The 22,986-nt window shown below is 69.0% G+C and carries 19 protein-coding genes, 1 tRNA gene, 3 pseudogenes and 1 riboswitch; of the genes and pseudogenes, 9 read left to right on the top strand and 14 right to left on the bottom strand.

The genetic code is table 11. The annotated features are described in order from the left end of the window. Positions 1–2: 2 nt before the first annotated feature. Positions 3–257: a MoaD/ThiS family protein gene (locus BTZ20_RS08905; protein ID WP_077041108.1), complete on the bottom strand. Its 255-nt coding sequence runs from the start codon at positions 255–257 to the stop codon at positions 3–5. Beyond that, positions 250–1,323, bottom strand: a complete 1,074-nt coding sequence (moaA, locus tag BTZ20_RS08900) for a GTP 3',8-cyclase MoaA (protein ID WP_077041107.1) — start codon at positions 1,321–1,323, stop codon at positions 250–252. Before moaA ends, BTZ20_RS08905 begins: the two co-directional genes overlap by 8 nt. Positions 1,324–1,423: 100 nt before the next feature. On the opposite strand from moaA, the gene glp reads away from it, so the two are divergent. From glp to BTZ20_RS08880, 4 genes and pseudogenes are all read left to right on the top strand, one after another. Then, positions 1,424–2,608 carry a gephyrin-like molybdotransferase Glp gene (glp, locus tag BTZ20_RS08895; protein ID WP_077041106.1) on the top strand — a complete coding sequence of 395 codons (1,185 nt, stop codon included), beginning with the start codon at positions 1,424–1,426 and terminating at the stop codon, positions 2,606–2,608. Positions 2,609–2,679: 71 nt separating this feature from the next. After that, entirely contained in the window at positions 2,680–3,633 is a 954-nt protein-coding gene (moaCB, locus tag BTZ20_RS08890) for a bifunctional molybdenum cofactor biosynthesis protein MoaC/MoaB (RefSeq protein ID WP_077043587.1), read from the top strand. Further along, entirely contained in the window at positions 3,626–4,039 is a 414-nt protein-coding gene (locus BTZ20_RS08885; RefSeq protein ID WP_077043588.1) for a molybdenum cofactor biosynthesis protein MoaE, read from the top strand. The genes moaCB and BTZ20_RS08885 overlap by 8 nt, the downstream gene beginning before the upstream one ends. A gap of 263 nt (positions 4,040–4,302) precedes the next feature. After that, positions 4,303–5,846: pseudogene (locus tag BTZ20_RS08880) on the top strand (DEAD/DEAH box helicase). A 3-nt stretch (positions 5,847–5,849) separates the two neighbouring features. Here the strand turns inward: BTZ20_RS08880 and BTZ20_RS08875 are convergent. Together BTZ20_RS08875 and BTZ20_RS08870 are read right to left on the bottom strand one after the other, a co-directional pair. Next, a complete protein-coding gene (locus tag BTZ20_RS08875; RefSeq protein ID WP_077041105.1) occupies positions 5,850–6,881 on the bottom strand; it encodes a CobW family GTP-binding protein in 1,032 nt (343 codons plus the stop codon). Between the two features lie 117 nt (positions 6,882–6,998). After that, a complete protein-coding gene (locus tag BTZ20_RS08870; protein WP_077041104.1) occupies positions 6,999–8,084 on the bottom strand; it encodes an N-acetylmuramoyl-L-alanine amidase in 1,086 nt (361 codons plus the stop codon). A 205-nt stretch (positions 8,085–8,289) separates the two neighbouring features. On the opposite strand from BTZ20_RS08870, the gene murJ reads away from it, so the two are divergent. Then, a complete protein-coding gene (gene murJ / locus BTZ20_RS08865) occupies positions 8,290–9,876 on the top strand; it encodes a murein biosynthesis integral membrane protein MurJ (RefSeq protein WP_223263687.1) in 1,587 nt (528 codons plus the stop codon). A 63-nt stretch (positions 9,877–9,939) separates the two neighbouring features. Here the strand turns inward: murJ and BTZ20_RS08860 are convergent, their stop codons facing one another. The 4 genes from BTZ20_RS08860 to BTZ20_RS08845 all read right to left on the bottom strand — a co-directional run bounded on the left by BTZ20_RS08860 (position 9,940) and on the right by BTZ20_RS08845 (position 12,423). Beyond that, positions 9,940–10,770: a CPBP family intramembrane glutamic endopeptidase gene (locus tag BTZ20_RS08860; protein WP_077041102.1), complete on the bottom strand. Its 831-nt coding sequence runs from the start codon at positions 10,768–10,770 to the stop codon at positions 9,940–9,942. A 158-nt stretch (positions 10,771–10,928) separates the two neighbouring features. Then, positions 10,929–11,001, bottom strand: a tRNA-Ala gene (locus BTZ20_RS08855). 156 nt (positions 11,002–11,157) lie between these two features. Then, positions 11,158–11,898, bottom strand: a complete 741-nt coding sequence (locus BTZ20_RS08850; RefSeq protein ID WP_077041101.1) for a DsbA family protein — start codon at positions 11,896–11,898, stop codon at positions 11,158–11,160. A 36-nt stretch (positions 11,899–11,934) separates the two neighbouring features. Continuing rightward, on the bottom strand, positions 11,935–12,423 hold the full coding sequence (locus BTZ20_RS08845) for a MauE/DoxX family redox-associated membrane protein (protein WP_077043586.1): 489 nt from the start codon (positions 12,421–12,423) through the stop codon (positions 11,935–11,937). A gap of 36 nt (positions 12,424–12,459) precedes the next feature. Here BTZ20_RS08845 and BTZ20_RS27895 point away from each other — a divergent pair, with 36 nt between their 5' ends. Then, positions 12,460–13,203 (top strand): VIT1/CCC1 transporter family protein, encoded by a 744-nt coding sequence (locus BTZ20_RS27895; protein ID WP_077041100.1) that lies wholly within the window; start codon positions 12,460–12,462, stop codon positions 13,201–13,203. On the opposite strand, the pseudogene BTZ20_RS08835 reads toward BTZ20_RS27895, so the two are convergent. The 6 genes and pseudogenes from BTZ20_RS08835 to BTZ20_RS08805 all read right to left on the bottom strand — a co-directional run. After that, a pseudogene (locus BTZ20_RS08835) lies at positions 13,189–14,385 on the bottom strand (MFS transporter); the annotation flags it as partial. The gene BTZ20_RS27895 and the pseudogene BTZ20_RS08835 overlap by 15 nt on opposite strands. 34 nt (positions 14,386–14,419) lie before the next feature. Further along, the gene (gene pgm, locus BTZ20_RS08830; RefSeq protein ID WP_077043585.1) at positions 14,420–16,063 is read right to left on the bottom strand and encodes a phosphoglucomutase (alpha-D-glucose-1,6-bisphosphate-dependent); all 1,644 of its coding nucleotides are present in this window, start codon (positions 16,061–16,063) and stop codon (positions 14,420–14,422) included. 113 nt (positions 16,064–16,176) lie between these two features. Then, a complete protein-coding gene (mgtE, locus tag BTZ20_RS08825; protein WP_077041098.1) occupies positions 16,177–17,553 on the bottom strand; it encodes a magnesium transporter in 1,377 nt (458 codons plus the stop codon). Between the two features lie 352 nt (positions 17,554–17,905). Further along, positions 17,906–18,076, bottom strand: a riboswitch (M-box (ykoK) riboswitch). Between the two features lie 98 nt (positions 18,077–18,174). Further along, a complete protein-coding gene (gene crcB, locus BTZ20_RS08820) occupies positions 18,175–18,543 on the bottom strand; it encodes a fluoride efflux transporter CrcB (RefSeq protein WP_077041097.1) in 369 nt (122 codons plus the stop codon). Further along, positions 18,540–19,283, bottom strand: a complete 744-nt coding sequence (crcB, locus tag BTZ20_RS27890; RefSeq protein WP_223263686.1) for a fluoride efflux transporter CrcB — start codon at positions 19,281–19,283, stop codon at positions 18,540–18,542. The genes crcB (BTZ20_RS08820) and crcB (BTZ20_RS27890) overlap by 4 nt, the downstream gene beginning before the upstream one ends. 9 nt (positions 19,284–19,292) lie before the next feature. Further along, positions 19,293–19,928 carry an LON peptidase substrate-binding domain-containing protein gene (locus tag BTZ20_RS08805; protein ID WP_145982258.1) on the bottom strand — a complete coding sequence of 212 codons (636 nt, stop codon included), beginning with the start codon at positions 19,926–19,928 and terminating at the stop codon, positions 19,293–19,295. 201 nt (positions 19,929–20,129) lie between these two features. Here BTZ20_RS08805 and BTZ20_RS08800 point away from each other — a divergent pair. The 3 genes and pseudogenes from BTZ20_RS08800 to BTZ20_RS26685 all read left to right on the top strand — a co-directional run bounded on the left by BTZ20_RS08800 (position 20,130) and on the right by BTZ20_RS26685 (position 22,747). After that, positions 20,130–21,331 (top strand): annotated as a pseudogene (locus tag BTZ20_RS08800) (lipase family protein). A gap of 181 nt (positions 21,332–21,512) precedes the next feature. Next, entirely contained in the window at positions 21,513–22,349 is an 837-nt protein-coding gene (locus BTZ20_RS26235; RefSeq protein ID WP_077041096.1) for a lipase family protein, read from the top strand. Next, complete coding sequence (locus BTZ20_RS26685) at positions 22,310–22,747, top strand: alpha/beta hydrolase family protein (RefSeq protein WP_077041095.1); 438 nt, start codon at positions 22,310–22,312, stop codon at positions 22,745–22,747. Before BTZ20_RS26235 ends, BTZ20_RS26685 begins: the two co-directional genes overlap by 40 nt. Positions 22,748–22,986: the final 239 nt, after the last annotated feature.

Below are 22,986 nucleotides of genomic sequence, written 5' to 3'. Positions count from 1 at the left end.
GATCAGCCGCCTGCGAACGGGGGCAGCACGTCGACCCGCGACGCGGCCACCAGGCCGAGGTCGCGGGTCAACTCGTCGTCCTGCAGGAACGCGGCGACCGTCAGCACCCGCTCCATCTTGGGCCCGTGCCGCTCGACGAGCACGGACCTCAGCGCCCCGAGGTCGGCACCCTCGCCGATCCGCACGGATTCCTCGGTGCAGCCTGCCGCTTCCGCCGCCGCGGCGAAGTAGCGCACGAGAATCGCCTGTTCAGCCACCGATCGCCCCCATACTGCGTTGCGGCGGTTCGAAACCCTCCGCGTTGATCCCGTGGCCCGCCCACTTGTTCCACATCGCGCCCCGCCACAGCTGCGCGAGATCGTCGTCGCTCGCGCCCGAGCGCAACCCCGCGCGGAGGTCGATCTCGTCGTCGCTGAACAGGCAGGAGCGAACGGTCCCCTCCGCGGTGAGCCTGGTCCTGTCGCAGTCGCCGCAGAAGTTCCTGGTGACCGAGGCGATGATGCCGACCGTGGCCGGGCCGCCGTCCACCAGCCATTCCTCCGCCGGGGAGGACGGGTCGTCCGGGCGTCCCACCGCGGACAGCTCGAAACGCTCGCCCAGTACCTCCAGCAGCCGGGTCGCGGCGATCATGGAGTCGCGGGCCCAGGCATGGTCGGCGTCGAGCGGCATCTCCTCGATGAACCGGAGCTGACAGCCCTCCGAGAGGCACCACTCCAGCAGATCGGCTGCGCCGCCGAGGGTCTCCGGCATCAGCACGGCATTGATCTTCATCGGCGCCAGGCCCGCCGCGGCCGCCGCACGGATACCCGCCAGCACCGAGGGCAGGCGGTCGCGACGGGTGAGTTCGGCGAAGTGTGCCCGGTCGATCGAGTCGAGGGACACGTTCACGCGGGTCAGTCCGGCGGCGGCGAGCGCCGCGGCGCGATGCTCGAGGCCGACCGCGTTGGTGGTCATCGACAACGGGATGCCCGGCACCGCCGCGGCGCAGCCGGCGATCATCTCCTCGAGGTCGGGACGCATCAGCGGCTCGCCGCCGGTGAACCGGACCTCCCGGACACCGAGCTCCTCGACGGCGATCCGGACCAGCCGGACGATCTCCGCCGCGGTCAGCAACCGCTCGCGCGGGATCGCGGGCAGGCCCTCGGCGGGCATGCAGTAGGTGCAGCGCAGCGAGCACTTCTCGGTGATCGACACGCGCAGGTCCCTGGCCACCCGGCCGAACCGGTCGACCAACTCGGGGACGTCCGGGCGATCGGCAATCGACGGGTGGCTGTTGCGGACGCGCGGCAGCCCCATCTGGACCGGCCTGACGGTCGCAGTCATCGCGTCATCAGCTCTGCCACCCCACCAGTATGCGGCCAACACGGGTTGCTCGTCGCGCCGAGCGCCTGCCTAGGATTGGCCCCATGCCGCAGGAAACGCCATGACCAGCAGATCTGTCGAGGAGCACTCCGCCGAGGTGCAGCGCCTCCTCGCACCGCTACTGGCGCCGACCGTCGAGGACGTCGCCGTCACCGAGGCACTCGGACGGGTGCTGGGAGCCGACGTGCGCTCGCCGCTGGATCTCCCGCTCTTCCGCAACTCCCAGATGGACGGGTTCGCGGTCGCCGCCGCGTCGCTGACCGGGGTCCCGGTGACCCTGCCGGTCACCGGGACGATCGCGGCGGGTCCCGCCGAGCCTGCCCCGCTCGCCCCAGGGAGCGCGGTCCGGATCATGACAGGGGCCGTGATCCCGGCGGGCGCGGACGCCGTCGTCCCCGTCGAGGACACCGACGCCACCGAGGACGCGGTGACGATCCGGGTGCCGCGCCGGGCAGGCGAGTACGTCCGGGAGGCGGGCACCGACGTCCGGACGGGCGACCTGCTGTTGGCGGCGGGCATCGCGCTCGGTGCACGGCACCTGTCGCTGTTCGCGGCGGTCGGCCTCGCCACCGTCCCGGTCCTGCGCCGCCCGCGGGCGGCGGTCATCGCGACCGGCGCGGAATTGGTCCGTGCCGGCCAGCCGCTGCGGCCCGGACAGATCTACGAGTCCAACTCGGTGGCACTGGCCGCGAGCCTGACGGCGAACGGCGCGGACGTGGTGTTCGTGGAACGCAGCGACGACGACCTCGCCGTGTTCGGTGAGATCCTTCGCCGCGCAACCGCTTCCGCGGATCTGGTGATCACCTCCGGCGGGGTGTCGATGGGCGACTTCGAGGTGGTGCGCGAGGTGCTGACGCCGCTGGGCGGCTGGTTCGGGCACACCACCATGCAGCCGGGCGGGCCACAGGGCCTGGCCGAGATCGACGGCGTCCCTGTGCTGAACTTCCCGGGGAACCCGGTGAGCACGATGGTCTCCTTCGAGGTGTTCGTGAAGCCGCTGCTGCGCCGGGCCGCTGGCCTGCCCGCCGTCCCCCTGGAGGAACTCGCGCTGACCGAGCCGATCACCTCGATCGAGGGCAGACGCCAGTTTCTGCGCGGCCGACGGGTCGACGGGGGCGTCGCCCTCGAGTCCGGGCCTGGCTCACACCTGGTCGGGGCGCTGGCCCGCGCGGACGTCCTGATCGACATCCCCGAGAATGTGACGACAATGAAGGCGGGAGACAACGTGCGGGTGTGGCCACTGTGATCGACGAACCGACGACAAACGGCCCGACGGCGAACGAGCTGACTCATCTCGACGGCGAGGGCCGCGCGCGCATGGTCGACGTGAGCGCGAAGGCCACCACCACCCGGATCGCGGTGGCTGGCGGCGAACTGCAGACGACCGCCGAGGTGATCGCCCTGGTCCGCGCCGACGGCATGCCCAAGGCGGACGTGCTCTCGACCGCCCGGATCGCGGGCATCGCGGGCGCCAAGCGCACCTCCGAGCTGATCCCCCTGTGCCACCAGCTGTCGCTGTCCTCGGTGAAGATCGAGTTCGGGTTCACCGAGACCACCATCACGGTCGAGGCCACCGCCAAGACCACCGGGCAGACCGGTGTCGAGATGGAGGCGCTGACCGCGGTCGCCGTGGCCGGGCTGACGCTGCACGACATGGTCAAGGCCGTCGATCCCGCCGCCACCATGAACGGTGTGCGGTTGCTGACCAAGGAGGGCGGCAAGCGCGGGCACTGGGTTCGCCCCGATGCCGCCGAGGCCGAGGCCGAGGCCCAGACCGAAATCGCCACGGCCGGACCTCGATCCGCCGTGGTCCTGGTCGCCTCCACCGGGGGCGCCCGCGGCACCCGGGAGGACACCACCGGACCGGTTCTCGCGGAATGGCTGACCGCGCAGGGCCTCTCGGTGCGCGGTCCCCTGGTGTACGCCGACGCCGACATCGCCGCCGGCCTGGCCGACGCGCTCGCCGGCGCACCGGCGCTCGTCGTGACCACCGGCGGAACAGGCACGTCCCCCACCGACCAGACCCCGGAGGCCACTCGCGCCGTGCTGGACCGGGAGCTGCCGGGACTCGCGGAGGCCATGCGCCGCAAGGGGTCCGAGAAGACCCCCTACGCCTCGCTCAGCCGCGGGCTGGCCGGTTTGTCCGGCCGCACCGTGGTGGTCAACCTGCCGGGATCACCTGGCGGTGTCCGCGACGGCATGTCGGTACTCGAACCGATCCTGGAGCACCTGCTGGCGCAGGTTGCGGGCGGAGGTATGCACGATGCGTGAGCTTCTCGCACTGATCTCGTCCGAACCCATCGACCAGGCCGCGGTGGACGCGGCGGTCGCGGGCCCCGAGCACGGCGCGGTGGTGCTGTTCAGCGGCGTGGTGCGCAACCACGATGGCGGACAGTCGGTCTCGGCACTGGAGTATCAGGCACACCCGGACGCACAGCGCTTCCTGCGCGAGTGCTGCGAGCAGGTGTCCGCCGAGACCGGGCTCCCGGTTGCGGCCGTGCACCGGGTGGGCCCGCTGGTCGTCGGGGACCTGGCGCTGGTCGCCGCGGTCGCGGCGCCGCACCGCGCGGAGGCCTTCGCGGCCTGCTCGGCGCTGGTCGAACGCATCAAGGCCGAGGTGCCGATCTGGAAGCGGCAGCACTTCGCCGACGGCGTCACAGAATGGGTTGGGCTATAGGGGGGTGTGACGCAGCCGACGGTCGGAGTGGTCCGATCGTCGGCTATCCTGGGTGACACCTGGCGCGGCTGTATGCGCGCCAACCGTCGTGGAACGCTTCCTCAACGAACTCGTTGATCGGTGCAACCAGCACGAGCTCTTCTTACGGCGATCGATTTTGCCCACCGGCAATCTCGCCATCTTGTGCTGACAGGCGTGTGGATCCTTTCGATTCCCCGTGCGTCGAACAGTGCAACCCGATGCCTGAAAGGCACTCGACCCACATGACGAAATCCTTTGCTGACCTAGGCGTGCGCGAACCCCTCGTGAGGGCGCTCGCCGACGGCGGCATCACCTCTCCCTTCCCGATCCAGGTCGACACCCTCCCGGACACCCTTGCCGGCCGCGACGTGCTCGGACGAGGCAAGACCGGCAGCGGTAAGACGCTCGCGTTCTCCATCCCGATGGTCGCCCGCCTTGCCGGTGACCTGGCGGGCGGCAAGCGTCGCCCCGGCCGCCCGCTCGGCCTCGTCCTGGCCCCGACCCGCGAGCTCGCCACCCAGATCACCGCGACGCTCGAGCCCCTCGCCAGCGCCTACGACCTGCGCGTCACCACCATCTTCGGCGGCGTCTCGCAGCACCGTCAGGTGCAGGCCCTCAAGGCGGGCGTCGACATCGTCGTGGCCTGCCCCGGTCGCCTCGAGGACCTGATGAAGCAGAAGTTCGTCTCCCTCGACGCCGTGGAGATCACCGTCCTCGACGAGGCCGACCACATGGCCGACCTGGGCTTCCTGCCCGTCGTGACGCGGATCCTCGCGGCCACCCCGACACAGGGACAGCGGCTGCTGTTCTCCGCGACCCTCGACAACGGCGTGGACAAGCTGGTCAAGCGCTTCCTGCACAACGAGGTGCTGCACTCGGTTGACGAGGCCAACTCGCCCGTCGCGGCGATGACGCACCACGTGTTCGACGTGCACGGCGTCGAGGCCAAGAAGGACCTCGTACACAAGCTCGCGTCGGGCACCGGCCGCCGGATCCTGTTCATGCGCACCAAGCACCAGGCCCGCAAGCTGGCCCGCCAGCTCACCGAGGCCGGTATCCCTCGGTGGACCTGCACGGCAACCTGTCGCAGGCCGCGCGTGACCGCAACCTGGCCGCGTTCTCCGCAGGCGAGGCCCGCGTCCTTGTCGCGACCGACGTCGCGGCCCGCGGCGTGCACGTCGACGACGTGGAGCTGGTCGTGCACGTGGACCCGCCCGCCGAGCACAAGGCGTACCTGCACCGCTCCGGCCGCACCGCGCGCGCGGGCAGCGCAGGCGACGTCGTGACGGTCGTGCTGCCCGAGCAGCGCAAGGACCTCGCCATCCTCATGCGCAAGGCGGCCATCAAGGTGACCCCGCAGCAGGTGACGGCGGACTCCGATCCGGTCAACGCGCTGGTCGGCGAGATCGCGCCGCACGTCATCCCGGCGCCCAAGCCCGCCACCCAGCCGCAGGGCCAGGGCGGCGGCGGTCGCCGTGGCGGCGCAGCCGGTGCCGGTCAGCGTCGTGGCGGCGGCGCTCAGGGTGGCGCTCGCAGCGGCGGCGGCCAGGGCGGCACCCGTGGCGGCGGCGCTCAGGGCGGCGGCCGTGGCCGCGGGCAGTCCGGTTCCGGGACGGGCCGCGGCGGCGAGGGTGCCGCCACCGGCGGCGGTCGGGGCTCGGGTGGCCGCGGGCGCGGCCAGGGTTCCGGGCAGCCCACCGTGATGTACAGCAGCGAGACGCCGGGATCCGGTGGCTCGCAGGGCGGCGGCAGCAATCAGCGTCGCAGGCGCGCCACGCGTCCCTAGGTTCTAGTTCTCCACCACGTAGCGGTGCACGCCGGTCATGGCCTCTGCACCGCTTTCGTGTACCCGGAGGCAGTCGTCCAGGCGACTCCGAAGCGCGTCCGCGTCGATGCCGGAACCGATCAGCACCAGTTCGGTGGCGCGGGCCGCTCCCCTGCCCCACGGGCCCGTCTCGAACCGGATGTGCCTGCCGACGGTCTGCAGCGTGTACCGCTGGGTGTGTCCCGGAATGCCGAAGTACACAAAGCCTTTGACGCGATACAGGCCGGGTGGCGGATCCTCGAGCAGCCGGGTCAGGGCCCGTGGGTCCATCGGCCGGTCACTGGTGAACGTCACGGCCTCGTAGCGGTCGTGCAGATGATCGTGACCGTCGCAGTCGTGGTCGTGCGGATCGGCGAACAGTTCGTCGAGACTGAGCTGACGCGGGCCGTCGTCGACCCGGGTCACCTCGTCGAAGAGCAACCTCGGGTCGATGCGGCCGTGCGCGGTGGGCAGCACCGGCGACCGGCCGCCCAGCTCCTCGACGCGGGCCAGCACCGAGTGCAGGTCGTGCTCGGAGATCCGGTCGGTCTTGTTGAGCACCAACAGGTCCGCCATCCGCACGTGCAGATCCAGTTCGGGGTTGGCCACCCTGGTGTCCTCGAACTCCACGGCGTCGACCAGCACCACCAGCCCGCCGTAGACGATGCGCGGATTCTCACTGCCGAGCACGAGGCGGACCATGTTCCGCGGCTCCGCCAGCCCGCTGGCCTCGACGACGATCACGTCGATGTCCGAGCGGGGGTGGGCCAGCCGGTCGAGCATCGAGTCCATCTCGCTCACGTCCACCGCGCAGCACAGGCAGCCGTTGCTCAGCGAGACCATCGAATCGACCTGGCCCGCCACCATCATCGAGTCGATGTTGACGGCGCCGAAGTCGTTGACAATGACACCGATCCGCACGCCGCGGTTGTTGCGCAACAGGTGGTTGAGCATGGTGGTCTTGCCCGCACCGAGGAATCCCGCGACCAGGACCACCGGTATCAATCGCTTTGCCACACGACCTCCCGTCTCGACCGGCCACCCATCTTAGGTCGGTCGAAACGGGGTCGAGTGCGCCCCTGTCGGGCAATCAGTTCTTGGCGCCCTGCGCCGTCAACGCCTCGAGCAGCCCGCTCAGCAGATTCGAGACCAGTCCCAGGTTCTCACCGGTGGCCAGCCCGGTGAAGCCGCCGAGGCCCAGCTGTTCGAGCAGCGGCTGCAGCAGCACGAGCACCTGGCTGAGCCCTGCGTCCGCCGGGGCGGCCTTCTCGGTGGTCGTCGCGCTCGGGGTGCGGGCTTCGTGGTGGTTTTCGTGGACGGCGTGGCCTGCTCATCGGCCGCCGCAGGCGTCGCGGTCGTCGTGGGCGCAGCAGTCGTGGTGGTGGTGGTCGTGGTCGCGTTGGTTCCCGTTGCGGGCGTCGAGGCGACCGTTCCGCCCTCCATCAGGAAGTTGACCGCGCCGGTGGTGATCGCGATCGCGTGCTTGAGTCGGCCGTCGAGGCTGTCGAGGACGGCCGAGTCCTCCGGGTTGGACCCGTTGCCCATCTCGACAAAGACCAGCGGGACGGTGGTGAGCGCCGGACCGGCCACATCGCCGCGGGTCTGCAATCCCTCGACGACGCCTGCGTAGTTCGCGGGCGTGAAGCCGTTCTTGACGTAGACGTCGCGCATCGCCCGTGAGGCCTCGAGGCCCTTGCCGGACTGCGCCTTGTCGACGGCCTGGTCGGGCACCGGCAGCTCCGGGATGATCATGTGGAACCCGCGCCTGCTCGCGTCCGCCTCCGCGGTGGTGGAGTCGGCGTGGATGCTGATGGCCAGGTCCGCGCCCGAGTCGTTCGCCGCCTTGGCGCGCTCGTCCACGCAGCCGCCCCAGCCGGAGTCGTCCTGACGGCTGAGCACGACCTTGGCGCCCAGGGTCTCCAGGCTGGTCTTCACCAGCTGCGAGACGTCCCAGTTGATCGTGTGCTCGGCGAGACCACCCTGGCTGGTCATGCCGGTGGTCTGGCAGTCCTTCTTGCCCCCGCGGCCGTCGTCTACCTGCCTGGAGAGGTTCTCGCTGTGGGCCGTGCCCTGGTGCCCCGGGTCGAGGAAGACCGTCCTGCCCGTCAGCGGCGTCTCGGCGGCAGTGTCGGCTACGGGTTCGGCCAGCGCCGCCGCGGGCAGCACCATCGCGGTCAGGGTCGCGGCTGCCAGCCCGGCCATCATCGTGGTCATCTTCATCTTCGGGATGGGCGCCGGGCGCGGGGTTGGTCCGCGGGCGCCGCTCTCCTTCCACACAGGTAACACCAGTCACACAGGTCACATTCGGCACCAAGTGAAACAGATGTTTCGCCGACAGGCGAGGATCCGCGGCAACCGTTGGGTTTCCGTGACCTGGCGCCCGGGATCACCGGGTCCGGGGCGGGCGGTAGGGCACCATGGTCGCGTGGGGGACATTCAGGGCACGCTGGCGCGCTCGACCGGCGCGGTCGCCGCCGCGACCGTGGCGAGCCGGGCGACAGGTTTCATCCGCACGCTCGCGCTGGCAGCCGTGCTGGGCACCGCGGCGGTCGGCGATGCGTACAGCGGGGCGAACAGCCTGCCGAACATGGTCTACGAGTTGCTGCTCGGCGGGGTGATGAGCAGCGTGTTCGTGCCGGCGCTGGCCCGGGCCCGGTTGCGTGGACGCGCCCATTCGCGCGTGTTCACCCAGCGCCTGCTGCTGGCCACCGTCATCGGCGCCGCCGCGGCGACGGTTGTCGCGGTGCTGTGCGGCCCCCTGCTGGTCGCGGTGCTGGTATCGGATTCGGACCAAGCACAGTTGACGACCGTGCTGGCGTACCTGCTGTTCCCGGAGATCTTCTTCTACGCGCTCGCGGCCACGGTGACCGCCGTCCTGAACGTCCGCGACAGCTATACGCCCGCGGCCTGGGCGCCGGTCCTCAACAACGTGATGGTCCTCGCCACGGTCGGCGTCTTCGTGCTGGTGCCCGGCCCTGTGACGCTGACGCCGTCCGCGATGACCACCGCCCAGGTTCTCGTCCTCGGCATCGGCACCACAGCCGGAATCGTCGGGCAGGCCTCGTGGACGGTCGTGGCACTGCGCCGGACCGGATTCCGGTGGAGCTGGCGGGTGCGGCCCGTGCCGTACACGTGGCGTCCGGTGCGGGTCGGGGTCGGCCTGCTCGGTTGGGTCGTGGCCTACGTCGCGATCAGCCAGGTCGGTGTGACGTTCGTGCTGGTGGTGGCCTTCGACCGCGGCGGCGTCTCGACCTACACCCACGCGGACCTGTTGTTCCAGGTCCCGTACGGAATCCTCGGGGTGTCCCTGCTGACCGTGCTCACCCCGCGCATAGCCAAGGCCGTCGCCGACGGCGACCGCGGGGCCCTCATCGCAGACATGGGCCGGGCCGCCCGTTACTCGGTGGTCGCGCTGGTCCCGGCCGCCGTCGCGATGACCCTGCTCGGGCCGATGCTGACCACGGTGATGTTCATCGGTCGCGTCGACGTCGACGCCGCGCGGCTCATCGGCATCTCGCTGGCGCTGTCGGCGTTCGGACTCGCGCCGTTCGCACTGGTCATGCTTCAGCTCCGTGTCTTCTACGCGGGCAACGACATGCGAACACCGGCGCTGATCAACGTCGCGATGGTGACGACGAAGATCGCCGTGGTCGCGCTGAGCGCGGCCACCCTCCCGAGTCAGGTCGTCGTGGTGACGCTGCCGGTCGCGAGTTCCCTGTCATACCTCGTCGGCGCCGTGTGCGGACACTGGGCACTGCGACGCCGCTACGGGCTGCTCGGCTTCCACGCCGTACTCGAGACGTTCACACGCGTGCTGTGGGCATCGGTCGTCGCGGGCCTGATCTGCGTCGCGTCCGTCGGGCTGTCTCATCGGTTCATCGACAACCCCCGCGAGGCCGCGGCGATCACGCTGCTGGCCGCCACTGCCTTCGCCGTGCCGGCGTTCCTGCTCGCCGTCAAGACGATCGGCGTACCCGAGGTGCGCAACGCCAGAGTTCTTCTGCTCGGCTGACAACGACAAAACCCTCACTTGCACGATTGCGAGGTGAGGGTTTGTCCCTGGGTGGAGTTGCGGTCAAGCAGCGGGCGAGAGCTCGGTTGCTCGGACCTTGCCCCGGACGAAGAAGGCCGCGATGATTCCGAACACGACGAGCAGGATCGTCACCAGCGCAGCGATCGCACCGCCGCTGCTGGAAGTGCCGACGGCGGAGTCGATTCCACCGGAAGAGAGGACGGTCGTCGGGTCGGTGAGGGCGTGCAGAACGATCGCGGCCCAGATGGTTCCGGTCACGCGCATCGCGAGGTACATGCACATGCCGAAGCCGAAGGTGTAGACGATGGTGACGGCCACGGTGGACAGTTCCATGCCCGAGAACAGATTCACGGAGTGCATCAACGCGAACACCAGCGACGAGACCACCGCGACGAACCGCTCGCTGTGGCGGGCGTCGCGCAGGATCTGGACCACCAGTCCACGGGTGGCCAGCTCCTCGGTAAAACCGACGCAGGCACCCAATACGAACATCGCCGCGATCCGCCCGCCGGTCCACGAACTCCAGTCCGTCCCGGACAGGTGCGCGATGATCGCGGCCAGAACCAGCACCGGGCCGATCCACATCCAGCCGCGTCCCCGAATGGGTTGGGGCCCGAAGATCTTTCCGATCATGCCGAGCCGGACGGTCACGATCAGCAGAGCGATCGCGCCGATCGCAATCGGCAGGGCCATACCGAACAGGATGCTGGGCGCGGAGCCGACGATGTTGTCCTTGTCGATCTGGCCGGCGAAGATCGAGGAAACCAGCCTCCCCACCAGGAGGTAGAACGCCAGGTAGGCGACGATGAGGCCGAGAGCCATCCGTACGCTGGGGCGTCGCCAGGCAGCCAGTTCACCACGTTCATGCGTCACCGGTTGATCGTAGGGTCCGCGTCCGCGGCCGGTTCACCGAGCCCGACGAATGCGACAAAACCCTCAACTCCCAGATCGCGAGATGAGGGTTTGTTCACGAGATATCGTGCGGCGACAAAAAGAGCAGATCAGACATTCGTCTGATCTGCTCTTTTGAGTGGAGCTAAGGGGACTCGAACCCCTGACCCCCACACTGCCAGTGTGGTGCGCTACCAGCTGCGCCATAGCCCCGTATTTGGTTGTTTCTCCGCACTGGAGTGCGTGCTCCTCCGTGCTCGAAGAAAGTTACACCATTGCCACTCCGGCCAACAAATTGCCTGGTCAAAGCCTACTCGAATGGAGCGGGGGCGGGCGGCTCGCTCTCGCCGCCCGCCCCCGAGACCCGTGTCAGTTCAGCTCGGCGACCCAGTTCGGATTGCCGAGGGCATCGATCATGGTGCCGTTCACGACGACGGTGGGCGTCCCTGCCGCACCGCTGGCCGCGAGCGCCTCACGGCCCTTCTGCGCCGCCGCCGCGGCGTCGTTCACCTTGGCGCCGTCCGAGATGCACGCCACCGCGGCGTCGTTGGCGCCGGAGTCCTTCGCCATCTGGGCCAGCTCGGCGTTGGAGTGATCCGAGGAGCCGTTCTCCGCGGGCTGGTTCTCGGGCGAGAACAGCGCAGCGTGGAACTTCGAGTACGCGATCGCGTCGCCGCTCTCCGCCACGCACATCGACGCGGCTACCGCGCGGGTCGAGTAGTCACCGCTGGCCGAGAGCCGGTTGAGGAAGTCGAGGATGTGGTACTGCACCGCGACCTTGCCCTCGTCGACCTTCTGCGCGATCTCCTGGCCGTTCGTGTTCTCCAACTCGGCGCAGTACGGGCACATCGGATCCTCGAAGACGTCGATCGTGGTGGCCGCATCCTGCTGACCGATCCGCACCACGCCGTCCTGCTGCACTGCCACCTGGACCGCCGAGTTCGACACGGCCCCATAGCCCTCGTTGCGCGGCTTGCTGCGGTTGCTCTGCCAGATCACCCCGCCGATCACGACAGCGGCGATCACCAGGACCGCCAACCCACCGAGGATGTACGTCGACCGACTCGACGTCGGCTGCAGAGAGGTGACGGGCTTGTTCTTCGCATTCACAGATGCAGTCCTTCGCTCCGAGAGTCAAATGTGGCTTTACTCTGCCATCTCATGCTGAGCGGGCACTGAGAGTGCGGGCCTCGATCCGGGCCCAAGCGCGAACGGGCTGCGGGGGAACACGGTCAGCCACGCGGCCATGGCAAGGAACCCGACGTCGCGGGCGATCTCGCGGGCGTAGTCCCAGCCGTCGACATCCGCGGCCCCACCGCCACCGAAACAACCGCAGTCGATGGACAGCCCGCGGGCCCACACCGAGATGATCACCCCGATCAGCACCAGGAGCAGCAGCGCCGACGCGATCGCCGCGATCCGGACCCCCAGGCCGATCAACAGCAGCAGTCCGAGCGCTATCTCGAGGAACGGCAGAGTGTTCGCGACCGGCCGCACCAACGACTCCGGCAGCAACTGGTAGGCGCGCACGGCGATCACCGTTCCCGCCGGGTCCGCGGCCTTGAGCACTCCCGAGATCAACCAGACAGCGGCAAGCCCGATCCTGGCGAGCAGGCTGACGATACGAATCCACACCTGGCCCACGGTACCGATCGGCGTAGATTCACCGGTATGAGCGAGCCGCAGCCCGGCCCCGACGCCATCGAGGACGCGCTCCCCCATGAGTTCGATCACACCCATTCGAATGTGTCCGGCGGCTGGCTCCGGGCGGCGACGTTCGGTGCGATGGACGGCCTGGTCACCAACACGTCGCTGATCGCGGGCGTCGGCGGCGCGGGAGTCGACGCGCACACCGTCATCCTCAGCGGCGTCGCCGGCCTGGTGGCAGGCGCCTTCTCCATGGCCCTCGGCGAGTTCGCCTCGGTATCCACCGCGAACGAACAGATCGAGGCGGAGGTGAAGGTCGAGACGCGTTCGCAGGCCCGCTACCCCGAGGCCGAACAGGCCGAACTGGTCGAGACCTTCACCGCGATGGGGATGAGCGAGGCGACCGCGGAGGCCGCGGCCGCCGAGGTACACAACGACTCCGCACGCGCGGTGAACATCCACCTCACCCACGAGCTCGGCGTCAACCCAAGCGAGAAGCCCTCACCGGTGGTGGCGGCCGGTTCCTCGTTCCTGATGTTCTGTGTCGGCGCGATCATCCCCCTGATCCCGTACCTGCTCGGGTTCGAGTCGCTCGTCGCCGGGCTGACCGTTGGCGGGATCGGCCTACTGATCGTCGGCGCGATCGCGGCGAGCTTCACTGCGAAGTCGAAGGTCCGCGGTGCGCTCCGGCAGCTCGCCTTCGGCGTCATCGCCGTCGCCGCCACCTACCTGGTCGGCGCGCTGATCGGGGTCGGCATCCCCGGTTGACGCCTGCGGGATGGTCCGCGGCGCGACGAGCCAGAACGCGATCGGGAGCAGCATCAGCGCGCCGGTGACCGCGAAGGCCACCCCGTAGGACAGGTACTGGGCCAACACCCCGGCTACCAGCGGACCTGCCACCACCCCGACGTCGGAGGCCATCTGGAAGGTGGCCAGTACCGGACCGCCCCTGGCCTTGGAGCCGATCACGTCCGCGACCGCGGCCTGCTGGGCCGGGTTCATCAGCCCGGACCCCACGCCCGCGACCAGCGACAGCGCGAGGAACACCAGCAGATTCTCGCTGTACCCGAGGAACATCGTCGCCGTGCCCGCAATCGCCAGGCCTGCCAGCACGAACGGCCGCCTGCCGCGCAGGTCCGACAGGCGTCCCGCCGGGATCTGCACCAGCGCGTTGCCGATCGCGTACACGGTCAGTGCCACACCTGCCAGCGCGGTGCCCTCGCCAAGCGCCTCGACCACGAACAGGGGCACCATCGCGACCCGAACGCCGAACGACACCCAGCCGTTGGCGAAGTTCGACACCAGTGATGCGCGATAGGTCGCCGACGCCAGCGCCTCGCGCAGCGTCATCGTGACGACGTGGTCGCCCGAATCCGGTGCGGCCAGCGCGGACTCACGCAGGCTCAGGTACACCACCGCCGCCGCGATCAGCAGTGCAACGGCGTAGATCAGCAACGGAGCACGCAGCCCGAAGCCGGCGAGCGCGCCGCCGACGAGCGGCCCGCCGATGGTGCCGAACAGGAAGGACGTCGCATACAGCCCCGATACCCGTCCGCGGATGCCCGGCGGTGTGATCCGGATCAGCAGACCCAGCGCGGACACGGTGAACATGGTCGACCCGATGCCGCCGATCGCCCGGAACAGCAGCAGCTGCCAGTAGCCCTGCGCGAAGGCCACCGCACCGGAGGAGACCGCGACGATCAACAGCCCGGTGAGATACGTCGGGCGCTCCCCCAGCCGCTGCACCAGCGCCCCGCTGAGCGGCGCGAACAGCAGTCGCATCAGGGCGAACACGCTGATGACGGCGGTCGCTGCGGTGACTCCGACGTCGAAGCTGCGGGCGAACTGGGGCAGCGCAGGAGCGACGATGCCGAACCCGAGAGCGATGACGAAACTGGCCGAGACCAGGACCCAGATCTCGCGTGGCAGCTTATTTGCGGTGGTGTGCATGATTGCCACCGATCCTAGCCAGCAGCGAAATCGCTCAGGCGCCTGCTCCCAGCGCCCGGGACACCAGCTCCCGCGCCTCGTCCTGCACCTGCGCGAGATGCTCCCTGCCCCTGAACGATTCGGCGTAGATCTTGTACTTGTCCTCGGTACCCGACGGCCGAGCGGCGAACCACGCGCTCTCCGTGCTGACCTTGAGCCCGCCGAGCGCCGCACCGTTGCCGGGCGCCGAGGTGAACGTGGCGGTGATCGGCTCGCCCGCCAGCTCGGTCGCGGTGACCTGCTCCGACGACAGCGCCGCCAGGGCGGCCTTCTGCTCGCGGGTGGCGGGCGCGTCGACCCGTGCGTACTCGGGGTTGCCGTACCGCTGCGCCAGCTCGGCATACCGGGCGGCGGGCGAGCGACCGGTGACGGCGGTGATCTCGGACGCCAGCAGCGCCATGATGATGCCGTCCTTGTCCGTCGTCCACACCCGGCCGTCGGTGCGCAGGAACGACGCCCCCGCACTCTCCTCGCCGCCGAAGCCGAGCTCACCCGTCAGCAGGCCCGGCACGAACCACTTGAACCCGACGGGTACCTCCACCAACTCCCGGCCGAGACCCGCCACAACCCGATCGATCATCGACGAGCTCACCAAGGTCTTGCCGACCTTGGTGCCCGGCGCCCAGCCGGGCCGGTTCGCGTAGAGGTAGTCGATGGCCACAGCGAGATAGTGATTCGGGTTCATCAACCCGCCGTCCGGGGTGACGATGCCGTGTCGATCGGCGTCCGCGTCGTTGCCGGTGGCGATGTCGAACCGGTTCCGCGCGCCGATCAGCGAGGCCATCGCGTCCGGGGACGAACAGTCCATCCTGATCTTGCCGTCGGTGTCGAGGGTCATGAACCGCCACGTCGCATCCACCAGCGGGTTGACCACCGTCAGATCGAGGCGGTGGCGCTCGGCGATCGCACCCCAGTAATCGACGCTGGCACCGCCGAGCGGGTCGGCGCCGATCCGGATGCCGGCATCGCGGACCGCGTCGAGGTCGACCACGTTCGGCAGGTCGTCGAGGTACGTGGCGAGGAAGTCGTAGGGACGGGCCGCGCTCGCCAGTGCCGCGGCGAGCGGGACCCGCTTGACCCCGACCAGTCCGGCCGCGATCAGCTCGTTCGCGCGGGCCTCGATGGCTGCGGTAGCGGTGCTGTCGGCGGGGCCACCGTGTGGCGGGTTGTACTTGAATCCGCCGTCGCGTGGCGGGTTGTGTGAGGGCGTCACCACGATGCCGTCTGCCGGTGCGGCCGTGCCAGAGGCGTTGTGCCGCAGAATCGCATGACTGACCGCCGGGGTCGGGGTGTAGCGGCCCCCGGAATCGATCATCACCACAACGTCATTGGCCGCGAGGACTTCGAGCGCGCTGGTCCAGGCGGGCTCGGAGAGCGCATGGGTGTCGCGGCCGAGGAACAGCGGACCTGTGATCGACCGACGTGCCCGATACTCGGCGATGGCCTGCGTGGTGGCGAGGATGTGCGCCTCGTTGAAGGCGCCGTCCAGGCTGGATCCGCGGTGCCCTGACGTGCCGAACGCGACCCGTTCGTCCGGGTTCTCCTGGTCCGGGATGCGGCTGTAATAGGCCGTCACCAACTGCGCGAGGTCCTCGAGATCCTGCGGCTGGGCGAGCGTTCCTGCTCGATCGTGCGCCACGACGCGCCTCCTCGGTCGGTGATTGTCGGTCAGCACCATTCGATCACGCGAGCACGTTGTATGCGACGGGGGATGGAACCGCAGTGAGGGCGGTTCCATCCCCGTGTCGTGCGTCAGGCGATCAGATCGGCGAGGAACCAGTAGGCGAAACCGAAGTAGATGAACACGCCGACGAGGTCCATGATCGAGGTGATGAGCGGTGCGCTCAGTGTCGCGGGATCGGTGCCGATCTTGCGGGCGAGGAAGGGCAGCAGCGAGCCGAGCACACCGCCGACCACGGTGCAGGTGAGCATGCTCAGGCCGACGATGGCCAGGACCTCACCACCGATGTCACCCTTGGTGAAGTAGGTGAGAACGACCTCGAGGACGGCGATGGAGGCGCCGAGCGCGAGCGCTACGCCTAGCTCGCGACGGATGACGAATCCGATATCGCGCCACCGCAACTGCATCTGCCCCAACGCCATCGACCGAAGGACAAGGGTCGCCGACTGACTGCCGGTATTGCCGCCCATATCGATGATCGGAGCGAGGAAGGCGGCCAGGATGATGACCTCCGCGAGAATGTCTTCTTGCGCCGCAACGAAATTGCTGGTGATCAGACCGAACACGGTCAACAGCCCGAGCCAGAAGACCCGCGTTCCGTAGATGCGGAAGAACGAGGAGTCCTTCAGATCGAGATCCGGACCTCCGATCGCGGACGTTCCGCCGTAGCGGGCCAGCTGGGTCGCATCCTGTTCGCGATCGATGTCCATCGCATCATCGACGGTCACGATGCCGATCATGCGTTCTTCGCCATCGACAACCGGTACAGCGAGCATGTTGTAACGCCGGATGTATTCGGTGGCTTTGTCATCCGGATCATCGCTACGCACGAGAACGGGGTCGGTCTGCATCAGCTCCTCGACCTTGGTGTCCGCGCGGTTGAGCACCAGCTCGCGCAGCGGGATCGTGCCACGGAGGCGACCGTCGCCGTCGATCACGTACACGACATTGATCGTTTCCTTGTCCGGCGCGCTCGTTCGCAACTCCTGCAGCGAGTCGCCGACGGTCATTCCCGCGCTCACCGTCGCATAGGCCGAGGTGGTCACCGATCCCGCCGTGCCCTCGGGGTAGGCCGCCAGCCTCAGCACGTCCTCCCGCTCGGCCTGGGCCAGCAGTGGTATCAGTCGCTCACGGCCATCCGAACTCAGCCGGTTGTACAGGTCGGCGCGCTCATCCGGGGGTAGGTCCCCGATCAACGTCGCAGCAGGTCCCGACGGCGTGGCGGCCAGAACGGCATCCTGCTCGGCATCGAGTAGCTCGACGAACAGGCGCGCCTGCTCCCGGGACGGCAGTGTGAGCAGAAGTGCCGACACCTGCTGGGGAGCGGCATGACGCAGGACTTCCGCGATGTCGGCCGGTGGATACTCCCGGACCAACCGACGGAAGGCGTCCGGGTCCGGATTCTGTAGCAGCATCCGGACGGACACGATGATTTCTTCACGGTTCATGATGACCTCACTCGAATCGGCTGCTGGGTCTCAACAGCCGCGAAAACCGCATGCCGCAACCGGGTTTCGGCAGACGGAAGCCCAAAAGGACCGCCGATCGGCACACAGAGGGTGACCGCCGACGCACGGACAGCGTCGGGGCGAAAGAACGGGAACCCGCGTCAGCCGCCCAGCATGGGCGGCCGTGAACTCAGCGCCGCTGAGACGGCGTGGGAGTAGACGACGGAGGGTGATCGCAAGCCCCGGAACTACTCGGACTCGGACTCATGCCATCACCTCCCGGCGGTCGAGGCGCACGCGGGCGCCGAACGATGCAAGCGCGGGAGAAGGGCCGGACGACAGAGGTCGCGGCTCAGCACCCCTTCTCGACAGAGCTTTGGCACTGCACGGCGTAACCCGCGATGCGGGAGCCACTTGGGCTCAACCCTTCGTCCGGGAGGAGCTGTCCTGACCCGGGGCGTCTCTCGACGTTTGGGGTCAGTGGCCTGTGTCCGTGCAGACGCCTCACCTAGCGAGGTGCATGCGGCGAACAGCTAAACAGACATTCGCCGGCGACGCAAACCTCCCCCTCCATGGAGCCATGAATACGTCTACGCCACAATGCATTCCGCGCGGTTTCGATCACACGAACAAGGCGTGGGCGACGGCGAACCCCAGGGCAGCGGCGGCGATCCCGGCCGCGACGCTGATCACGACGTTGGCCAGCGCGTACAAACGCACCCCGTCCTCGACGAGCCGGACCGTCTCGTAGCCGAAGGTGCTGTACGTGGTCAGCGCACCACAGAATCCGGTGCCAACCAGGGCCATCACGTGACTGCCCGAACCTGTCGCGGCGCCGACAAGCGCACCGAGGATCAGCGATCCGATCACGTTCACGGTGAGGGTCCCCCACGGGAACTCGCTGTCCGTGCGGGAGCCGACGGCGCGGTCGAGCAGGAATCGCGTTGGCGCGCCGACCATTCCGCCGAGGACGACCAGCACCACCGTCACGGCCGGTCCTCGGTGAAGTGCACCCGCTCGACGCCCTCCAGGGTCACGGTGGCCTCGGTGAGCAGTTCACCGATGCCGTCCAGGAACCCGCGGATCCGCTCCTCGGTGTCCACCGCGACCACCAGCAGCGGCAACCCGTCGGCCAGGTCGAGGAGCCGGGTGGTGTGGATGTGCGCGGACGCGCCATACCCCTCGACACCCCGCCACACACTGGCCCCACTCAGCCCGGCGGCACGGGCGCGCTTGACGATCTCCTGGTACTTCGGCTTGTGATGCCAGAGGTCGTCCTGCCCGAGGATGATCGACAGCCGCATCTCCGTGCGTGAGTAAGACATGTCAGATTCCTTTCCCGGCGACGGCACCGGTGACGAGCCGTGCGCCCCACACCCCACAAGAACGGCGGCGAGCGCCGCGATCACCGTCCCGAAGAGATAGCCGAACGCGATCGGATAGTTGCCGGACGCGAGCAGCCCCCGGACCTCGACCGCATAGGTCGAGAACGTGGTGAAGCCGCCGAGCACCCCGACCCCGAGGAACGGCCGGAGCAACCGGTGCGCCGTCCAGACCTCGGTGATGAGCACCATGAGGATGCCGATCAGCAGGCAACCGATCACGTTGGTGATCAGCGTCGCCCACGGGATCTCCCTGGTCGGCATCGCGTGCGCGATGCCATATCTCGCCAGCGCACCGATCCCGCCGCCGAGCGCGACCACCGCGAGTAGCGATCCCTCCCCGCGCATGTCGATCACCTACTCCGACAGCCTGAACCGCACCGCGGCGATCACGTCGCCGAGGGCCTCGGCCAGGACCGTCAGACGTTCGCGCGGCCCGGGCGCCGACAGCAACCTCAGCCGATCCACCGCGACGAGCGGGAGGGTTGCCGCGAGGGCGTAGACGCGGTCGCCCATCTCACCCGGCAACTCGTCCAACCTGGGAAACCCCGGCACGGGGATGCCGCGGACCGCGGCGGACCGGCTCAGCAGCCCACCGAGTTCGTCCACCAGCGCGCCGACCTCGTCGATCGAGTCCGACCTGTAGTCCGTGCCCTCGTCGGGCCACGGTTCCACGTCCGCCCGCGGGTAGGGGTTGTCCGGCAGCCAGCGCCGCACCCGGATCCGGCCCTCGCCCACGCAGCCGAGCAGCAGTCGCCCGCCCGGCACCCGCTCGTAATCGACGATCCGCGCCACGGTCCCGATGTCGGTTCGCTCGTCGCCACCACCCACCTCGTGGCCGCGGGTGATGAGGACCACGCCGAATCGCCGCAGGTCCGGGGACGAGGTCAGGTCTTCGACCATCTCCAGGTAGCGCGGCTCGAACACCTGTAACGGCAGCAGTTCACCGGGCAGCAGCACGGACCCGAGCGGGAACATCGGCAGAGCATCCACGGTCACAGCATGCCCTCGATCCGGGTGTCGCGCCGATAACCGCGAAAGACCGCGCCGATCTTCGCTAGTGTGAGCTACGTCATGGTGCGGAAGTACTTGACGAACGGCGGTGAGCCACATGGTGCGGAGTGCGTCACTCCGGCACGAGGCCGCGCCCTGGGGCGCGAGTTCGGTATCCCCCACCCTTCATCGGAGGATTCGATGAGAGTCACACTCAGAGATTCCGCTACGGCCATCCTTGCGGCACTCGCGCTGGCCTTCTCGCCTGCGATCACCGCGCCGACCGCGGCCGCACAGGCCCAGCCGCTGATGCCCGCGCCCGACCCCGACCCGTTCTACTGGGCGCCACCGGATCTCGCCGCAAGGGCGAACGGCGAGATCCTCCGCAGCAGACCGGTCGACGTCTCCCGATTCGGGAACGCGGACGGCTGGCAGGTCGCCTACCGCTCCACGAACTCGTCGGGCCACCCGGTGGCTGCCGTGACGACCGTCCTCGTCCCGCGCGGCGGCGTGGACCGGCCGCTGCTGTCGTACCAAGCCATCATCAACGCACTCGGGACCCGATGCGGACCGTCGCACACCCTGTTCAACGGACAGCTCCAAGAGGCCCCGGTCGTGAACCTCGCGCTGATGCGGGGCTGGGCGATCGCCCTTCCCGATCACCTCGGCCCGACCAGCGCCTATGGCGCCGCCAGGCTGGGTGGTCAGATCGTCCTCGACGGAATACGTGCGGTGCAACATCTGCCCGAGGCGAGGCTCGGGCACAGCCCCGTCGGGCTCGCGGGCTACTCGGGCGGCGGGATGACCAGCGGCTGGGCGGGCGCCCTGGCGCCGACCTACGCCCCTGAACTCCCCATCGTCGGCGTCGCGGCTGGTGGCGTCCCCGCGAACCTCAGCGAGCTCGCGAACGGGCTCGGGACCGCGCCGCACCCTCTGTTCGGCCTCGGCTTCGCCGCCACGCTGGGACTCGAACGCGAGTACCCGTCCTCGATCCCGTTGGCCAGCGGCCTCACCGGCGCGGGCCTGGCCCTACGCGACCGGATCGCCAACGCCTGCTCCCAGGAGATCATCGACGCCGGGGCAAATCACAGCGCGGCAGAGGTATCCGCCGATCCAGCCAAGATCAACGAGCCTGCCGTGCGGTCGATATTCGACCAGAACAGCCTGATGATGTTCCCAGGAGTCCCCGGGCACCGGTGTACGTCTGGCACGGCAACGGCGATCAGCTTGCCCCCTTGGATTCGATCGCGGCGACCGTCGGCAGATACTGCGCGGCCGGTGTTCCGGTCCAGTTCAGCGTGTTCCCCGGAGACCACGGCCCGACCAGCATCGAGGGGCTACCGGGTGTACTCGGCTGGCTCGACGGAAGGTTCGCCGGTCAGCCCGCGCCGAGCAACTGCTGAGGTCGGCAGCGTGACGTCGGGTGCGCGATTCGTGGCTCCCCCACTGGCGACTCGGCGCTGCTAGCGTCCGCTCAATGCACTTCGGTCGATCGATGTCGGTGATCGCGTCCGGACTCATCGCGGTCGGCGCATTCGCTCCCACCGCTCACGCAACGGCTCCCCGCCCGCCCCGGGAACGATCGTGAGCTCGTCCGCCCTTCCGAGCGGCGACCTGATCGACGGCGCGGCCGAGGGGTACCTGGTGACCTACAACACGACCGGGCAGGACGGCGGGCCCGCCGTCAGCACCGGGCAGGTCTTCGTTCCCGACGGCACCGCGCCTGCGGGCGGCTGGCCCGTCGTGTCCTGGTCGCACGGCACCACCGGGATCGGCGACCAGTGCGCACCGAGCGTGACCGGGAGTCTCACCACGACGCAGCTGCTGCTCGATTACCTTCGCCGGGGATACGCCGTGGTCGCCACCGACTACATCGGCCTCGGCTCGCCCGGCCTTCATCAGTACCTGGCCGGTCGCGCCGAGGGGCATGCAGCGATCGACATCGTTCGCGCCGGACGCAACCTCCGCCCCGACCTCTCGACGTCCTGGGTGTCGGTCGGACACTCCCAGGGAGGGCAGGCCGCGCTCTTCGCCGGACACATGGCCGCCGAGTACGCCCCTGAGCTCGATCTCCGCGGAACCCTGTCCTACGCACCCGAATCGAACGTGGAGAACCTGCTGGCCGTGGCCGGCCCCTATGTACCGGCACTCGACGTTCTGCAAGGGGCGAGCACCTACCTCGTGTACATCCTCGCGGGCCTGAATTCCGCCCGGCCGGACCTCGGGTTGGCCGGCTACCTCACCGAGTTCGGGGCGCGTGCGCTGGCATCGGCGGAGCTCGGGTGCGGCGACGACCTCGCCATGCTGAGGGGAGGTCGGTGGGTGAGCTGTTCGCCAGGCCGTTGCTCGATCCGGCCGTCGTCACCGCACTCCAGGACTACATGGCCGTGCCCACCGCCGGCTGGGACCGGCCGATCATGATCGTGCACGGAACCGACGACCTCACGGTCCCCATCCCGGTGAGCGTCGCCCTGCAACTGCAACTCGCAGCGGGCGGGGCCGACTTCCAGTTCAAGGTCTATCCCGGCACGGACCACCGGAGCGTCGTACCCGCCTCGGACCGGGACACGAGCGGCTTTCTCTCCGCCCTGCTCCCCCGCCGCGCTGACCCGGCCGGGCTCGGCCCACGGGACCGAACACAGCGAGGCCCCGCAGCCGACTTCGACTGCGGGGCCCTCTCAGCTGGCGTTGAGCGTGGGCACGCTCACGCAGAAAGCGATGCGACGCCTGCGACGCCCGCGATCACCGCAACCAGCGCCGACACCAAGGTCGCCCCTGCCGCGACCATGGTGAGATCCTCTGCTGTCGATCCCATGTGATCACTCCTTCTCGACCGTGAAGCCTCGCTTCGCTGTGACGCCACCTCGGCGCTGCTGCATTTGTAGCCGAGCGAAAGCGACATCACCAAGCCCTGAACACCCTGGGGCGCAATGCATTACAAGAAAGAAACCTGGCGGTAGGGTTCCGTAACCCGACGTTACGCATCGGCAACACCGGAGCTCCGAGCTCCACGCCTCCGGCACAAAAAGGGCCAGGCCGGAGAGTCTGTGATGACTCT

Origin of the sequence: Rhodococcus sp. MTM3W5.2, assembly GCF_001984015.1 — a bacterium.
GTDB classification, from domain to species: Bacteria; Actinomycetota; Actinomycetes; order Mycobacteriales; family Mycobacteriaceae; genus Rhodococcus_G; species Rhodococcus_G oryzae.
This window is presented reverse-complemented; position numbering and strand designations above follow the sequence as displayed.

Bases quoted from the DNA above. Each gene is read 5' to 3' on its own strand.
- moaA (WP_077041107.1), bottom strand. From the start codon at position 1,323: ATGACTGCGACCGTCAGGCCGGTCCAGATGGGGCTGCCGCGCGTCCGC.
- glp (WP_077041106.1), top strand. From the start codon at position 1,424: ATGACCAGCAGATCTGTCGAGGAGCACTCCGCCGAGGTGCAGCGCCTC.
- moaCB (WP_077043587.1), top strand. From the start codon at position 2,680: ATGGTCGACGTGAGCGCGAAGGCCACCACCACCCGGATCGCGGTGGCT.
- BTZ20_RS08885 (WP_077043588.1), top strand. From the start codon at position 3,626: ATGCGTGAGCTTCTCGCACTGATCTCGTCCGAACCCATCGACCAGGCC.
- BTZ20_RS08870 (WP_077041104.1), bottom strand. From the start codon at position 8,084: ATGAAGATGACCACGATGATGGCCGGGCTGGCAGCCGCGACCCTGACC.
- BTZ20_RS27895 (WP_077041100.1), top strand. From the start codon at position 12,460: ATGAGCGAGCCGCAGCCCGGCCCCGACGCCATCGAGGACGCGCTCCCC.
- mgtE (WP_077041098.1), bottom strand. From the start codon at position 17,553: ATGAACCGTGAAGAAATCATCGTGTCCGTCCGGATGCTGCTACAGAAT.
- crcB (WP_223263686.1), bottom strand. From the start codon at position 19,283: ATGCGCGGGGAGGGATCGCTACTCGCGGTGGTCGCGCTCGGCGGCGGG.
- BTZ20_RS26685 (WP_077041095.1), top strand. From the start codon at position 22,310: ATGGCCGTGCCCACCGCCGGCTGGGACCGGCCGATCATGATCGTGCAC.